This window comes from Curtobacterium sp. AC273 (assembly GCF_979253735.1).
The window spans coordinates 246,079-259,713 of sequence record NZ_CEEDDU010000001.1; the positions used below are offsets into that span (position 1 = coordinate 246,079).

Annotated in this window: 16 protein-coding genes and 2 pseudogenes; 12 read left to right on the forward strand and 6 right to left on the reverse strand. The window is 71.2% G+C overall.

What is annotated here, in order from left to right; all coding sequences use genetic code 11:
* Positions 1-8 precede the first annotated feature (8 nt).
* Together ACZ8AI_RS01530 and ACZ8AI_RS01535 are read left to right on the forward strand one after the other, a co-directional pair.
* Positions 9-602, forward strand: coding sequence for an NAD-dependent epimerase/dehydratase family protein (locus ACZ8AI_RS01530; protein WP_464855971.1), 594 nt, complete (start codon positions 9-11; stop codon positions 600-602).
* Positions 578-811: a hypothetical protein gene (locus ACZ8AI_RS01535; protein WP_464855973.1), complete on the forward strand. Its 234-nt coding sequence runs from the start codon at positions 578-580 to the stop codon at positions 809-811. Before ACZ8AI_RS01530 ends, ACZ8AI_RS01535 begins: the two co-directional genes overlap by 25 nt.
* A 135-nt stretch (positions 812-946) precedes the next feature.
* Here ACZ8AI_RS01535 and ACZ8AI_RS01540 read toward each other — a convergent pair whose 3' ends face one another.
* The 4 genes and pseudogenes from ACZ8AI_RS01540 to ACZ8AI_RS01555 all read right to left on the reverse strand — a co-directional run bounded on the left by ACZ8AI_RS01540 (position 947) and on the right by ACZ8AI_RS01555 (position 4,374).
* The gene (locus tag ACZ8AI_RS01540) at positions 947-1,519 is read right to left on the reverse strand and encodes a YhgE/Pip family protein (protein ID WP_464856362.1); all 573 of its coding nucleotides are present in this window, start codon (positions 1,517-1,519) and stop codon (positions 947-949) included.
* A gap of 820 nt (positions 1,520-2,339) precedes the next feature.
* A pseudogene (locus tag ACZ8AI_RS01545) lies at positions 2,340-3,011 on the reverse strand (YhgE/Pip family protein); the annotation flags it as partial.
* Positions 3,008-4,189 carry a hypothetical protein gene (locus ACZ8AI_RS01550; RefSeq protein ID WP_464856406.1) on the reverse strand — a complete coding sequence of 394 codons (1,182 nt, stop codon included), beginning with the start codon at positions 4,187-4,189 and terminating at the stop codon, positions 3,008-3,010. The gene ACZ8AI_RS01550 and the pseudogene ACZ8AI_RS01545, both read right to left, overlap by 4 nt.
* The gene (locus ACZ8AI_RS01555; RefSeq protein ID WP_464855975.1) at positions 4,081-4,374 is read right to left on the reverse strand and encodes a TetR/AcrR family transcriptional regulator; all 294 of its coding nucleotides are present in this window, start codon (positions 4,372-4,374) and stop codon (positions 4,081-4,083) included. The genes ACZ8AI_RS01550 and ACZ8AI_RS01555 overlap by 109 nt, the downstream gene beginning before the upstream one ends.
* 373 nt (positions 4,375-4,747) lie before the next feature.
* On the opposite strand from ACZ8AI_RS01555, the gene ACZ8AI_RS01560 reads away from it, so the two are divergent.
* The 4 genes from ACZ8AI_RS01560 to ACZ8AI_RS01575 all read left to right on the forward strand — a co-directional run bounded on the left by ACZ8AI_RS01560 (position 4,748) and on the right by ACZ8AI_RS01575 (position 8,446).
* Positions 4,748-5,617 carry a S8 family serine peptidase gene (locus ACZ8AI_RS01560; RefSeq protein WP_464855977.1) on the forward strand — a complete coding sequence of 290 codons (870 nt, stop codon included), beginning with the start codon at positions 4,748-4,750 and terminating at the stop codon, positions 5,615-5,617.
* Positions 5,556-6,455: a S8 family serine peptidase gene (locus tag ACZ8AI_RS01565; protein WP_464855979.1), complete on the forward strand. Its 900-nt coding sequence runs from the start codon at positions 5,556-5,558 to the stop codon at positions 6,453-6,455. Before ACZ8AI_RS01560 ends, ACZ8AI_RS01565 begins: the two co-directional genes overlap by 62 nt.
* On the forward strand, positions 6,337-8,181 hold the full coding sequence (locus tag ACZ8AI_RS01570; RefSeq protein ID WP_464856364.1) for a S8 family serine peptidase: 1,845 nt from the start codon (positions 6,337-6,339) through the stop codon (positions 8,179-8,181). Before ACZ8AI_RS01565 ends, ACZ8AI_RS01570 begins: the two co-directional genes overlap by 119 nt.
* A 94-nt stretch (positions 8,182-8,275) precedes the next feature.
* Positions 8,276-8,446: a hypothetical protein gene (locus tag ACZ8AI_RS01575; protein WP_464855981.1), complete on the forward strand. Its 171-nt coding sequence runs from the start codon at positions 8,276-8,278 to the stop codon at positions 8,444-8,446.
* Positions 8,447-8,546: 100 nt separating this feature from the next.
* Here the strand turns inward: ACZ8AI_RS01575 and ACZ8AI_RS01580 are convergent, their stop codons facing one another.
* The gene (locus tag ACZ8AI_RS01580) at positions 8,547-8,720 is read right to left on the reverse strand and encodes an Rv0909 family putative TA system antitoxin (protein WP_464855983.1); all 174 of its coding nucleotides are present in this window, start codon (positions 8,718-8,720) and stop codon (positions 8,547-8,549) included.
* A 142-nt stretch (positions 8,721-8,862) separates the two neighbouring features.
* On the opposite strand from ACZ8AI_RS01580, the gene ACZ8AI_RS01585 reads away from it, so the two are divergent.
* From ACZ8AI_RS01585 to ACZ8AI_RS01610, 6 genes and pseudogenes are all read left to right on the forward strand, one after another.
* Positions 8,863-9,210 (forward strand): hypothetical protein, encoded by a 348-nt coding sequence (locus ACZ8AI_RS01585; RefSeq protein ID WP_464855985.1) that lies wholly within the window; start codon positions 8,863-8,865, stop codon positions 9,208-9,210.
* Between the two features lie 83 nt (positions 9,211-9,293).
* Positions 9,294-9,803 carry a glycosyltransferase family 2 protein gene (locus tag ACZ8AI_RS01590; protein ID WP_464855987.1) on the forward strand — a complete coding sequence of 170 codons (510 nt, stop codon included), beginning with the start codon at positions 9,294-9,296 and terminating at the stop codon, positions 9,801-9,803.
* A gap of 62 nt (positions 9,804-9,865) precedes the next feature.
* Positions 9,866-11,165, forward strand: a pseudogene (locus tag ACZ8AI_RS01595) (adenylosuccinate synthase).
* A gap of 213 nt (positions 11,166-11,378) precedes the next feature.
* Complete coding sequence (locus tag ACZ8AI_RS01600; RefSeq protein WP_464855989.1) at positions 11,379-11,813, forward strand: hypothetical protein; 435 nt, start codon at positions 11,379-11,381, stop codon at positions 11,811-11,813.
* Positions 11,814-12,026: 213 nt separating this feature from the next.
* Complete coding sequence (locus ACZ8AI_RS01605) at positions 12,027-12,356, forward strand: hypothetical protein (RefSeq protein WP_464855991.1); 330 nt, start codon at positions 12,027-12,029, stop codon at positions 12,354-12,356.
* Positions 12,357-12,442: 86 nt separating this feature from the next.
* Complete coding sequence (locus ACZ8AI_RS01610) at positions 12,443-12,769, forward strand: hypothetical protein (protein ID WP_071293062.1); 327 nt, start codon at positions 12,443-12,445, stop codon at positions 12,767-12,769.
* A 42-nt stretch (positions 12,770-12,811) separates the two neighbouring features.
* Here ACZ8AI_RS01610 and ACZ8AI_RS01615 read toward each other — a convergent pair whose 3' ends face one another.
* Entirely contained in the window at positions 12,812-13,543 is a 732-nt protein-coding gene (locus tag ACZ8AI_RS01615) for an SOS response-associated peptidase (RefSeq protein ID WP_464855993.1), read from the reverse strand.
* Between the last annotated feature and the right edge of the window lie 92 nt (positions 13,544-13,635).

The window sequence follows — 13,635 nt, forward strand, 5'->3', positions numbered from 1 at the left end:
TCCGCCGCATGGCGACCCTCCTCATCACCGGAGCTGCGGGACGGATCGGATCGGCACTGCGTCCGCGGCTCCTCGCAGCCGGGCACGACCTGGTCCTCCTCGACGAACACGAGCCGGCCGAACCGGTGTCCTCGGGCGAGCGCCTCGTCATCGGGTCCGTGAACGACCCGGGCGCGTTGGACAACGCCCTCATCGGGGTCGACACGGTGGTGCACCTCGCCGGCATCCCGACGGAGGACGAGTGGGACGCCCTCGTGGCAGCGAACCTGACGGGCACCAAGAACGTGCTCGAGCGGGCAGCGGTCGCCGGCGTCCGACGCGTCGTCCAGGCCAGCTCGGTGCACGCGGTCGGGAGGGTGCCCGAGCCGACCGACGGCGACGAGCGTGTGGGGGGGATCGGCTTCCACGACCTGACACGTACTACGGCGTCACGAAGGCCGCGATGGAACTGCTCGGTAGTCTGTTCGCCGACCGGTACGACATGTCGATCGTCTCGGCACGGATCGGGGCGTTCGGCGAGCGACCGTCATCGCGACGGGCGCTGCTGCTGTGGTCATCGCCCGACGACCTCGCCCGGTTGGTCCTCGCGACCACGAAGCTGACGGAGCCCGGGCACCACGTGGTCTGGGCCGTCTCGGACAACACCGGCTCTCCCGCGGACCTCGGTGCGGGCGAGCTGATCGGCTTCCGTCCGGTCGACGACGCGTCGGCCGTGCTCGGCCCCGACGAACGCGATGACTTCGCTCCCGAGGACATGCGGTTCCTCGGCGGCGGCATGGCGGACGTCCCGCTCAGCCGTCGGCAACGCTGACCGCACGGCACCGCACGGCACGGCACGGCACGAGCGATCGAGGGAGCAGGAATCGTCGGGTGCTCCGTGGCACACCGACGATTACTGCTCCCTCGACGAAAGCCCCCCCGCGCGGCGCGCCCGCCCCCTACCCGATCAGGCTCGGCCGCAAGGTCGCGCAGCGTCCGCGACCGGGTCTGCCGCGCCGTCACCACGAACGACACGAGCAGCGCGCCGAGCAGCCAGCAGAGCAGCACGCCTGCGTCGGACCACGCCGCGCCGAGGTTCCCGCCGTACATCGTCTGCCGGATCGCGTCGACCGAGTACGTCATCGGCAGCGCGCGAGTGCAACGCGGCCAACGGCCCCGGCAGCGTCTGCCAGGGGAACGTCCCGCCGGCGGTCACGAGCTGCACGAGCATGAGCACCAGGCCGAGGAACTGCCCCACGGACCCGAGCAGCACGTTGAGCGCCATGATGATCGCCGCGAAGGTCGCCGAGGCCAGCACCATGATGCCGATCGTGGCGCCGGCGTGCACGACGTCCAGGTCGAGCGCGAACCGCACGATGCAGAACAGCGCCACCATCTGCACGACCCCGAGCAGCGCGGGCGTCAGCCACCCTCCGAACACGACGGCGAGGGGCTTCCGCACCGCGGTGATGGCCCGCTTCGAGATCGGCTTGAGGATGAGGAACAGCGCGTACATGCCGATCCACGCGGCGAGCGAGATGAAGAACGGCGCGAGGCCGGCACCGTAGTTCGAGGCCTTGGCGACGTCGTCCCGTCCCGACCTTCACCGGGTCCGAGATCACCGACGCCTGGTCGTTCCGCTGCGAGGCGGTCGACGCCGGGATCTTCGTGCGCCCGTCGTCGAGCTTCGACGCGAGCTCGGAGGACCCGGTCTGCAGCTTCGTCAGGCCGGACGCGAGCGAGTCCGCGCCCTTGTCGGCGGACGCGGCCCCCGTGGCGAGCGCCGACGCACCGGACGACAGGGTCGGCGCGGCCTTCGCGAGTGCCGCGGTGCCGGAGGCGACCTTGCCGGAGCCGGCGGAGAGCTCGGACGCCCCCGTCGCGGCCGACGAGATGCCGGAGCTCAGGGTCGGCGCGGCCTTGGCGAGCGCGGCGGTGCCCGCAGCCACCTGGGCGGAGCCGTCGCGCAGCTGGTCCACCGAGGACTTGGTGGTCTCGTACGTGGTCTTCGCCTGCGCACCGGCGCTGTTGACGTCGGAGACGGCCTTCGTGATCGCGGCGGTCTGTTCGTCGGTCAGGGTGACGCCCTCGGGCAGGTTCGCCTGGATCTGGGCGAGGACGGTGTCGGCGTCGACCGGCTGCAGCGCGTCGACGTCGTCACTCGCGGCGTCGACCGTGTCGGCCAGCTGCTTGTTGCCGGCGGCGACCTTCTGCGCACCGGCGTTCAGCTTCGTCGTGTCGGCCGGCAGCGTCGCGGTCTGCTGCTTCGCGGTCGCGAGCCCCGACGACAGGGTGGCCGCGCCGGAGGCGACCTGCTGCGCACCGGCGTCGAGCTTGGTCGTCTGCGCGGGCAGCTGCGCCGTGCCCTTCGCGAGCTCGGACGCGCCGTCGGACAGCTTGCCGGTGCCGTCCGCGAGCGTCGCCGCCCCGGTCGCGGCGTCGGACGCCCCGGTCGCGAGCTGCCCGGCTCCGTCGACGGCGTCACCGAGGCTGTCGCGGACGTCGGCGAGCCCGACGAGCAGGGTCTTCGCCGCCTGCTTGCCGACCCGCTCGGCGACCGCGGTGCGCATCGTCTTGCCGGCCTGCTCGGCGATGGTCGACGCCAGGTAGGAGTTCGTGTCCGCCGTCGTCATCACGAGCTTCGCCCGCTTCGGGTCGTCGGACTGCGCCGACACCAGGGACTCGGAGAAGTCGTGCGGGATCGTCACGACGAAGTCGTACGTGCCGTTCCGCACGCCGGAACGCGCGTCGGCCGCGGTGGTCTTCGTCCACTTGAAGTCGGCACCGTCGATGGCCTCCTTCGTGACGTCCTTGCCGTAGTCGACGTGGTCGCCGTCGAGGGTCGCGCCGGCGTCCTGGTCGACGATCGCCGCGGGGACCTGGTCGAGCTTCGCGTACGGGTCGCGGTTGGCCCAGAGGTAGGCGCCGCCGTAGAGCAGCGGCACGACCATGAGCGCGATGAACGCGAGTCGTGCGAGCGGGGTCGCGGTGAGTCGCGCCAGTTCGGCGCGGACGAGCGAGGTGGTGGTCACGCGGTCGCCTCCGTGGGCAGGGTGTCGGTGTCGGACTGGAGGCGCGGGTCGTCTCCGGCGGGGCGGGTCGCGTCCTCGGGACCCTCGGTCTGGGCTGTGGTGTCGGGCACGCCGACGGTGTCGAGCAGGGTCTCGACGGTCGCCGCAGCGGCCTTCGAGGTCACGAGCACGACGGTCACGCCGCGGCGGGCGACGTCGCGGACGACGGCGAACCACCCCTCGACGGCGCCGCCGTGCCGCTCGGGCGAGGTGAGCACGAGCCCGGTCACGCCGTCGCGCAGCAGGGCGAGCTCGACGAGCAGCCGGACGCGCACGTCGGTCGGGACCCGCTGCACGTGGGTGTCGGCGTAGTGCTGCAGGCCGAGCTCGTCGAGCACCGTGTCGACGTGCTGGCGGGAGGGACGCTGCCCGGCGTACGCGAGTTCTTCGCGGACGATCTGCTTGAGCGTCATCACCGGGAACGGTTCGGCGACGCCGGGGGTGTCCACGAGCGCGAACGCCTTCCGGACACCGGCGGGGTCGTCGTGGCCGTCGAGCAGGACCCGCCCGGTGTCGGGCTGCATGCGGCAGCCGGCGACGAGTGAGGCGAGGACGGGAGCCTGCTCCGTCTCGACGGCGATCACGCCCGGGCGTCCGGGGGCGGCGACGGCGGAGACGACGGGCAGTGCGGCGCCGGGCTCCTCGCCGATGCCGACGAGGTCGAGTTCGAGGGTCATGCGGGGTCCTTCGGGGTGGAGCGGGGCGACGGGCTCGGAGAGCATCGCGGTGCGCCAGTCGATGCCGGCCATGCCGAGTGCCGAGAGGACCACCATGCGCCGGCCGTCCTCGTCGGAGGTGCCGGAACGGGTGGCCTCGTCGAGGACGGCGATGCAGGCGCCCTCGACGGAGAGTCGGCCGAGCGTGGCGGGGTCGACGTCGTCGCGCATGGCGCCGTCGGCGATCCCGAGCGCGCACGCTTCGCGGACCTGGGCGCGCAGCGGGGCGAACACCTCGGCGACCGGTTCGCTGAACGGGCTGCGGATCGCGACCCGGGCCATCGAGCGGACGTGCGAGACCTCGGTCCAGAGCGTCACCGCGATGGCCGCCAGTCGAGCGGCGGGCGGCAGCGCGCCGAGGTCGGGGGTGGTCGGCATGGCGGCGGCGATGCGGGCGGCGCCGGCCGTGACGACCTCGCGCACGAGGTCGTCGCGGAGGGGAAGTGTCCGTAGACCGCACGCCGCGACAATCCGGCCGCGGTGGCGATGGACTCGAGCGAGGCGTCCGGGTCGCCCTGCAGGACGGTCCTCGCGGCCTCGATGAGCGCTGCCCGGTTCTCGGTCGCGTCGCGGCGGGGCGCGCGGACGGATTGGTCGGAGGTGGTCACGCGTCCATCGTAATAACGTGCACACGTGTGTGCAAGTTATCAGGTCTTGTACCCCCCGAACGAGGGGCGTCCCCCAAAGAGCGGACTGCGCCGCCTGAGAGGAACCGCATAACTTCACAGCAATTCCTTGCGAAACACGGACGAACCGGGAGTGCGCCCTTTGAACCGTGCAACACCGAACACCGACCCGAATCCCACACCACACCGCTTCGCGCGCGTCCTGACCGCCGGCATCGCCGCCGCGGCTCTGGCGTGCGGCGGTCTCGCCGTCGGGGAGCGGCCTCCGCGGCTCCGTCGGGGCTGACCGCGGCAGGACCTCAAGCTCGCGCAGCCGCTGCGTGACGCCAAGCCCGCGAAGACCATCGCCGCCTTCGTGCGGACGACCGGCCAGGGTGCCCTCGAGGTCGACGCCCAGGCGAAGGGCGGGGACCTGACGAAGTCGACGGCCCAGTCCTCCGCCGCGAAGCAGCGCGTCAAGGCCATCACCTCGACGACCGACGCCGTCACCGACGCCGTCAAGCGGGCCGACGGCGACGCGACCGAGCTCTACTCGACCGAGTACACCGTGCCGGGCGTCGCCGTCGTCGCCGACGTCGCAGCCCTCCGCGAGATCGCCGGCCGCTCGGACGTCGAGAGCGTGATCCCGCTCACGCCGAAGAAGGTCGTCGACCCGACGGTCAACGCCGACTCCGGCAAGGCCCCGTCCGGTGTCGACCCGAGCCTGGCGAAGCCGGGCGCCGACGGCGTCTCGCCGAAGAACGCCGCGAGCGACCTCTACACGCGCTCGCTCGACGCGTGGCAGCAGACCGGCCGCACGGGCAAGGGCGTCAACGTCGCCGTGCTCGACACCGGTCTCGACTACACCCAGGCCGACTTCGGCGGCCCGGGCACCACGGCCGCCTACGACGCGGCGCTCGCGAGCACCGGTGCTCCGGACGCCAGCTGGTTCGACGCGAGCAAGTACCTCGGTGGCTACGACTTCGCCGGTCCCACCTACAACGCGGACTCGAGCGACCCCGCCTACGACCCCACCCCGGCGCCGGACGAGAACCCGATCGACGGCAAGGGCGGCGACCACGGCACCCACGTGTCGGGCACCATCGCCGGCTACGGCCTCGACGCCGACAAGCAGACGCTACGACGGCGACTACACGAAGCTGACGACGCAGCAGGTCCAGGACATGTGGATCGGTCCGGGCACCGCGCCCGAGGCGGGCCTCTACGCCCTGAAGGTCTTCGGTGACGGCGGCGGTTCGACCGACCTCACCGGCGCGGCCCTCGACTGGGTCGGCCAGGCGCTCACCGAGGGCAAGGACATCAACGTCCTCAACCTCTCGCTCGGCTCCGACTACGGCGCGCCGGACGACCCCGACAACGCCAAGATCGACGCCCTCACCGCCCGCGGGGTCCTGCCCGTGATCGCCTCCGGCAACGCCGACGACTTCACCGACATCGGCGGTTCGCCGGGCAACGCCGAGGGTGCCCTCACGGTCGCCGCGAGCGCCACCGGCCAGTCCCTGTACGACGGCGTCGAGGCGACCGCACCGGCGGACGTCGCGAAGACCTGGCGCGCGCAGTACTCGCAGAACTACACGGGTGACCTGCCCATCGAGGGCGACGTCGTCGTCCCGACGACCAACATCGACGGCTGCGCGCGTTCAGCGCCGACGAGGCCGCGAAGATCGCGGGCAAGGTCGTCTGGCTCAAGTGGACCGACGCCCAGCTCGAGTGCGGTTCCGGCGTCCGCTTCACCAACGTCCAGGCGGCCGGCGGCATCGGCGTCCTCCTGGCCGGGACGATCAACACCTTCGACTCGGGCATCGCGGGGAACGCGACCATCCCGGAGCCGAGCTGACCAAGGACAGCGTGTCGAGCCTCCAGGCAGCAGCCCAGGCCGGGACCCTGCACGTGAAGTTCGCCGACGAGCTCAAGGGCTTCGAACTCGCCACCGACCCGGAGACCGTGAACACGCTCGCGTCGTTCACCAGCCGGGGCGTCCACGGATCGTTCGACGACATCGTCAAGCCGGACATCGCCGGCCCCGGGGTCAACGTGATCTCCGCGGCCAACGGCACCGGTGACGGACGCATGTCGATGAGCGGCACGTCGATGGCGACGCCGGACGTGGCGGGCATCGCCGCGCTGACCTTCCAGTCGCACCCGACGTGGACGGCACCGCAGGTGAAGGCCGCGCTCATGAACACGGCCACCCACGACGTCAAGCAGGGCGACGGCACCGCCACCCTGCTCCGCCAGGGCACCGGCCGCGTCGACGCACTGCAGGCGGTCACCGCCGGCACCACGGTCCGCAGCATCGAGAACGACCAGCTCGTCACCGCCTCGTACGGTGTCGTCGAGGTAGCCTCGAAGACCAGCGAGAGCCGCACCCTGCAGATCGAGAACACCGACGGCCGACCGCACACCTACGACGTGGCCTACCAGCCGCAGGTGTCGCAGCCGGGCGTGGCCTTCGCGCTCAGCACGAAGCGCGTCACCGTGCGACCGCACGGCACCGCGACGGTGAAGCTCACCTTCTCGATCGCCGACCCGACGCAGCTCCGTCGCGTCATCGACCCCACCCAGGAATCCGTGCAGCAGGGGTACCAGCGGGAGTTCGTCGCCGCGGCATCCGGAGTCGTGACCTTCACGCCCACGGACAAGTCGCTCAACCCGCTGCGCCTCGGTGCCTACGTGGCCCCGAAGCCGGTCAGCGCGGTGCACGGTGGGAATGTGTCCTTCGACGGCTCGAAGCGCACGGCCGACCTCGCGCTCACCGGGCGCGCGGTCGACCAGGGCGACGCGACGACCGGCTACCACGCGGCGGTCGCACCGTTCGTGCTCGGTGGGACGGACGGTCAGGAGTCCTTCCCGGCAGGTTCGGCGAAGCGCTCGCTGCAGGCGGCCGACGTCCGTGCCTTCGGCGCGAACTACGACAAGGCCTCCGACACGCTCGCGTTCGGCGTGCAGACGGCCGGTCCCGACGCCAACCCCGGCGCCGTGACCAACGTCGAGGTGCTCATCGACACCGACCGCGACGGCACGCCGGACTACCTGGTGTACGACGCGAAGTCGGCCGCGGTGGACGCCACGCTCGCCACGACGGTCGACCTCGCCACCGGTGAGACCGTCGACGCGCAGCCGCTCAACGGCGGAGCCCCCGGGCAGGACGTGAACACGTTCGACAGCGCGGTCAAGGTCCTCACCGTGCAGGCCTCGACGATCGGTGCCACGAAGCCGTTCACCTACTCGGTCCTCACCGAGTCGGCGTACGCCCCGGCACTGGCCACGAGCGGCTCGTACGTCGTGGACGAGACGGCGGAGTCGACGTACGACCCGACGGCTCCGGCGCTCACGTTCGCGCAGGGCCAGACGAGCGGCGTGCTCTTCGCCGACAGCGGTTCGCTCCGGGTCACCCGCGGCACCGGTGTCGCGAACGCCCAGGTCCTGCTGCTGCACCTCGGCAACGCGGTCGGCGACCAGGCCGAGACGGTGTCCGCCACCGTCGCGACACCGACGGTCACGCTCCGCAAGGGCAGTGCGGTGACGGTGAGCGGTTCGACGGTCGTCGGCAAGCGACTCACCGCGCACCACGGCTCGTGGGACGCGAACGGCGTGCGGTACTCGTTCCAGTGGCTCCGTGACGGTGCCGTGGTGGACGGTGCGACGAAGCAGACCTACACGCTGGGGTCGTCCGACGTCGGACACCGCCTGCAGGTGCAGGTCACCGCGAAGGCGAAGGGTACCAGGACGGCTCGGCGACGTCGAAGCCGACCGCGAAGGTCTCCCGCCGCTAGTCGGTCCAGCTGACACCGAGGCCCCGGTGCACTCCGTGCCGGGGCCTCCAGTGCGTCGCGAGGACATGTAGTTAGGCGAACTAGTTACACGGTGCCAGGATTGCGGCATGCAGACGCAGAGCACCCTGAAGCAGCTCCGGGCCAACCCGATGGAGTGGCGTCGCCGTGGACTCACCCCGCCCGACGTCATCCAGTCCATGATCGAACAGCGCCTGGCGGAGCCGGGCCACTCACAGCTGGTCGGCGACCCGTCGTACCAGGACTTCTTCCGGAGCTGATCCGGACCAGGTGGCGCGGTTCGGGACGCGACCACCCGCACACTGGGCGCGGTGCCAGCTGGCACCGCGCCTCAGTCCGTTGACGGTCGGGTCGACGGCCCTACTCGCCGATCTTGTCGTCGGCCGCGTGCTCCGCCTTGTCGACCTGGTCGCCGTGGTCGCCGCCGGTCGCCTTGTCGGCCGCTCCGGCCGCCTTGTCGAGACCGGCGTCCGTCGCCTGCTCGCCCTTGTCGCTGTTCGCGAAGTCCTTCGCCTTGTCGCCGAGGTTGCTCATGTCGTGCTCCTTCCCTGGTGGATCTGACGCGTGCGACGCTGCCCCGGTCACGGTGCGCGGGCTTCCAGGTGCGCTCGGTTTTGACGCGCATAGACATATCACATGCTAGTTTAGGAGGATGCCCGCTTCTCCTCCGCCCGTCGTGGACGTCGTCATCGTGCACTTCCACTCGGACCGCGAGCTCCTCGCGCGCTGCCTCGAGTCGGTCGCGCGATCGGCCGCCGGTGCGGGTGTCGCCGCCACCGTGATCCTCGTGAACAACGGCGGGACCCTGCCGCTCGACCTCGTCCCGCAGGGCGATCCTCGCGGTCGCGGTGGAGTCGTCCGGCAACGTCGGCTTCAGCGCCGCGGTCAACCTCGGGGTCGCCGCGGCCACCGCCGGAGACCGTCTTGGTCCTCAACCCGGACGCCGCTCTCGACGACCACGCGCTCGGCGCGTTCCGAGCGGTCTCGCTCCGACGTCCCCGGGCGCTCCTGGCGGGGTGGATGATCCGCGACGGGGCTGTCGAGCGTGACGGTACATCGACTGGGACTTCTCGTGCGAGCGGCTCGTCAAGCGTGCGCGGTGGTCCGATGCGCTCGGAGCCGATGGTGTGCGGCACGTCGAGAAGGTCGAGCGGTGGTGCGCTCTTCGCATCGACCGCGGTCCTGCGTCGACTCGGCCCGTTCGACGAGCAGTTCTTCATGTACTGCGAGGACGCCGACCTCTCGCGGCGTGCACGTGCCGCCGGGCACGAGCTCATCGCGGTCGGGGCGGCGCGGGTGGAGCACGCCGGTTCCGCGTCCGAGGCCTCCTTCCACCGCCTGGTCGAGGCCGCACGGGCCGACGGCGCCATCCGGGTCACTGCCCTGCACCGGTCTCGCATCGTGTCGATCCTGCAACGCACAGAACTCGCGCTCGTCACGTGCCTCGGCCTGCTCCGACCGCGGGCGCCCCCGCGGCCCGACGGGCACGGTCGGCGCGGCTGGTGTCACTGCGACGATGGGGATTCCTGCCCACCACGCCGCGGATGGACCCCGACCGGGTCGCGTGACGTCGACGGTGCGCCGTGCCGCCGGGTGACGCGGGTGACCAGCCGATAGACTCGGGTGGACCACCGGCCCGACGGTCGCGTGAGGTCCTCCGCCAACGTGAGGAGAACCAGATGCCCGCAGCAGTCATCATCGGAGCCCAGTGGGGCGACGAGGGCAAGGGGAAGGCCACCGACCTCCTCGGCAGCCGCATCGACTACGTCGTGAAGTTCAACGGCGGCAACAACGCCGGGCACACGGTCGTCGTCGGCGGCGAGAAGTACGCCCTCCACCTGCTGCCGTCCGGCATCCTCACGCCCGGCGTCACCCCGATCATCGGCAACGGCGTCGTCGTCGACATCGAGGTCCTCTTCCAGGAGCTCGACGCGCTCAAGGCCCGCGGCGTCGACACCTCCAGGCTGCTCGTGTCGGCGAACGCCCACGTCATCACGCACTACCACCGCACGATCGACAAGGTGACCGAGCGCTTCCTCGGCAAGCGCCAGATCGGCACAACCGGTCGCGGCATCGGCCCGACCTACGCCGACAAGATCAACCGCGTCGGCATCCGCATCCAGGACATCTTCGACGAGAACATCCTGCGGCAGAAGGTCGAAGCGGCCCTCGACCAGAAGAACCACCTGCTCGTGAAGGTCTTCAACCGACGCGCGATCGACCCGGAGGAAGTGGTCGAGTCGCTGCTGTCCTTCGCGGACCGCCTGCGCCCGATGGTCGCCGACACCGGACTCGAGATCCACCGCGCACTCGAGCGTGGCGAGACCGTCCTGTTCGAGGCCGGCCAGGCCACCATGCTCGACGTCGACCACGGCACGTACCCGTTCGTGACGTCGTCGTCGGCGACCGCCGGCGGTGCCGCGACCGGTTCGGGGATCGGCCCGGGCAAGCTCGAGCGCATCATCGGCATCGTCAAGGCGTACACGACGCGCGTCGGCGCCGGCCCGTTCCCGACCGAGCTCTTCGACGAGTCGGGGGAGTTCCTCCGCGCGAACGGCTTCGAGTTCGGCACCACCACCGGGCGTCCGCGTCGCTGCGGCTGGTACGACGCCCCGATCGCCCGCTACACGGCGCGCGTGAACGGCGTGACGGACTTCGTGCTCACGAAGCTCGACGTGCTCACCGGCCTCTCGACGATCCCCGTCCACCGTCGCGTACGAGGTGGACGGCGTCCGCGTGGACGAGGTCCCCGTGAACCAGTCCGACTTCCACCACGCGAAGCCGATCTACGAGGAGTTCCCGGGCTGGACCGAGGACATCACCGGCGCCCGCACCTTCGAGGACCTGCCCGCCAACGCGCAGTCCTACGTCCTGGCGGTCGAGGCGATGTCCGGCGCGCGGATCTCCGCGATCGGCGTCGGCCCGGGCCGTGACGCCATCGTCGTGCGGCACGACCTGCTCGGCGCCGACGCCCGCTGACGAGGTCCCGCCCGCCCGGGGTTCCAGGCGGGCGGGCTCGCCCGGCTTGCGGGCGGGTTCGCCCGAGTTCCGGGCGGGTTCGCCCGAGTCCCGGGCGCACGCGCGGCGCTGCGGGCCGTGCGCTGATGCTCCGCGGCAGTCGACCGAACCGTCCCCGCCGCTCGTCTGGATGACGCCTGGTGCAGGTCGACGCGCTGTGGGTACGGTCTGAGCATGACGTTGCGGGGGCGGATCGAGCGGTACCTCTGGGTCATGGGCGGCGCGATCGTCACGATCGGGGCGTTGCTCGTGCTCGGGATGTGGTTCCCGGTGAGCACGGCGGTCGCTGCCGCGTGGTTCGTCCTCGTGTTCCTGGAGTGGGGGCTCCCCGACGCGCCGTGGCGACCGCAGCCGTGGCTCTACCCGATCGGGTTCACCCTCGTGTACACCGGACTCGGCCTGCTCCTCGGGGCCGCGGAGGGTGACAGGCCGCGGGATCACCTCGTGACGGGTGTCGTGCTGGGGGCGGCCCTGTTCGTGGTGGGGGTCGTGATCGCGGTCGTCGGCCAGCGCCGGTTCAGCAACCGGGCGGTCGCGGACGAGATCGAGCGGGAGCGGGAACGGGGACGTCAGCGCGACGGCGCGCTCGGCCGCGATCGCGACCGCTGACCCGCGTCGCTGGGAATGGACGGGAAACGAGTACCCCGATTCGGGTGCTGTACCCCGGAAGTGTGACGCACGGCCCCGGAAACCCGGGCTTCATCCATGGACCGCATTGACGGAAACCGTGAATCAACGGGCCTCGCTGGCGTCCGAGGGGGCTTCTCTCGTAGCGTTCTGGTGTCAGCAGATGTACCCCGGATCGCGAAGAAGGAGAGCGCCATGACCAGCACCGTCACCCCCGACACCCGAGCCGAGGTCACGCTCGACACCGACACGGTCGACACCATCGCGATCCTCGAGGCACAGGCCGAGCCGCACGCCCGCCCGACCCGCGCGAAGCTCACCTGGACCCAGGAAGAGGACGGCGAGTGGGTCGCCAACTACGGCGGCTACTTCGGCGGTTCGATCGACAAGCGTGACGGCCGCTACGTGGCGTCGGACACCTTCGGTCTCGTCGTCGGCGACTTCGAGTCGCTCGAGCTCGCACAGGCGCAGCTCGCGGACCAGCTCCACACGATGCTGCCGTCCGTCATCCGCCCGGTCGTCTGAGACCCGGACCACCGAGGGCCCACAGCATCAGCACCATCAGCACCGCAGCACGACAGACAGCACCGCAGCACGACAGGAGCAGCACCATGAGCACGACCGTCGCCCACCGCCAGCAGGCCGAGGTGACCCTGGACACCGCCACGATCGAAGCGATCACCGAGATCGAGGCGGAGGTCGTCGCTCCCGCTCAGCCCGCGCGCGCTCGGATCACCTGGTCCCGTCCCGACGCCGGCCTCTGGGCCGCCAACTACGCCGGGTACTACGGCGGCACGGTCGACCGGCAGGGCAGCCACTACTTCGTGTCCGACACGTTCGGTCAGTACGTCGGGGACTTCCGGTCGCTGGAGGAAGCGCAGGAGCGCCTCGCCGAGCGGCTGCACATCGTCCTCCCCGGAGTGATGCGCGCGGCGTGAGCCGACGGACCGGCCAGACGCCGGCACCGGGCCTCCAGTCCGTCAGGCGACCCGCTCGATGAGCTGCGGGCCGTCGTTCTTGACGCTGTTGACGGCGCGCGAGACCTCGTACTGCTCGAGACCGGCGGCGACCGTCAGGGACTCGTGGTCGAGGAGTGCCAGCAGGTCGTCCGTCGCCAGCCCACCGCCGAGCCAGTCGTCGTAACCGTCCGGGGTGAGGAACGCCGGCATCCGGTCGTGCACCTCGCCCGGGGCAACGTGGGCGTCACGGGTGATGATCGCGAGCGAGAGCCGCCACTTGTCCGGGTCGTCCTCGGGCTTGGTCGGGTCCGGCCACGCGCTCACCACGCCGGCCATCGCCAGTGCGCCGCCGGGCTCGTGCACGAAGTGGGGTTCCTTGCCGTCCTCGCGCACGACCCACTCGTAGTAGCCCTGCGCCGGGATGATGCACCGGTTCGTGGCGAACGCCCGCTTGAACATGCCGCTCGTCGCCACCGTCTCGATGCGGGCGTTGATCGGCTTCGGGCGCTGCTTCTGGAAGTCCTTCGCCCAGCTCGGCACGAAGCCCCAGCTGATCTGCGGGAGTTCGCGTTCGCCGTGGCGCTGGCGGACGGCGAACACGGGGTCGGTGGGGGCGACGTTCCAGCTCGGCGCGAGGCCGGTGCCGACCACGCCGGTGTCCTCGTCGACGTGCTCGGTCCGGTCGGCGAGCTCACCGATCAGTTCCGGCAGTAGATCGGCCGTGGTGTCGGAGACGACGAACCTTCCACACATGCGCCCAGTGTGCCCGTCCCCACCGACAGGCGCCCGGGGCCCGCGCCTCGGGTGCCGCTGCCGTCTGTCGAGGGAGCAGAAATCGTCGGGGT

Excerpts from the sequence above, each read along its gene's own strand:
- ACZ8AI_RS01530 (WP_464855971.1), top strand. The coding sequence starts at position 9 with ATGGCGACCCTCCTCATCACCGGAGCTGCGGGACGGATCGGATCGGCA.
- ACZ8AI_RS01565 (WP_464855979.1), top strand. The coding sequence starts at position 5,556 with ATGTGGATCGGTCCGGGCACCGCGCCCGAGGCGGGCCTCTACGCCCTG.
- ACZ8AI_RS01575 (WP_464855981.1), top strand. The coding sequence starts at position 8,276 with ATGCAGACGCAGAGCACCCTGAAGCAGCTCCGGGCCAACCCGATGGAG.
- ACZ8AI_RS01580 (WP_464855983.1), bottom strand. The coding sequence starts at position 8,720 with ATGAGCAACCTCGGCGACAAGGCGAAGGACTTCGCGAACAGCGACAAG.
- ACZ8AI_RS01590 (WP_464855987.1), top strand. The coding sequence starts at position 9,294 with ATGCGCTCGGAGCCGATGGTGTGCGGCACGTCGAGAAGGTCGAGCGGT.
- ACZ8AI_RS01600 (WP_464855989.1), top strand. The coding sequence starts at position 11,379 with ATGACGTTGCGGGGGCGGATCGAGCGGTACCTCTGGGTCATGGGCGGC.
- ACZ8AI_RS01605 (WP_464855991.1), top strand. The coding sequence starts at position 12,027 with ATGACCAGCACCGTCACCCCCGACACCCGAGCCGAGGTCACGCTCGAC.
- ACZ8AI_RS01610 (WP_071293062.1), top strand. The coding sequence starts at position 12,443 with ATGAGCACGACCGTCGCCCACCGCCAGCAGGCCGAGGTGACCCTGGAC.
- ACZ8AI_RS01615 (WP_464855993.1), bottom strand. The coding sequence starts at position 13,543 with ATGTGTGGAAGGTTCGTCGTCTCCGACACCACGGCCGATCTACTGCCG.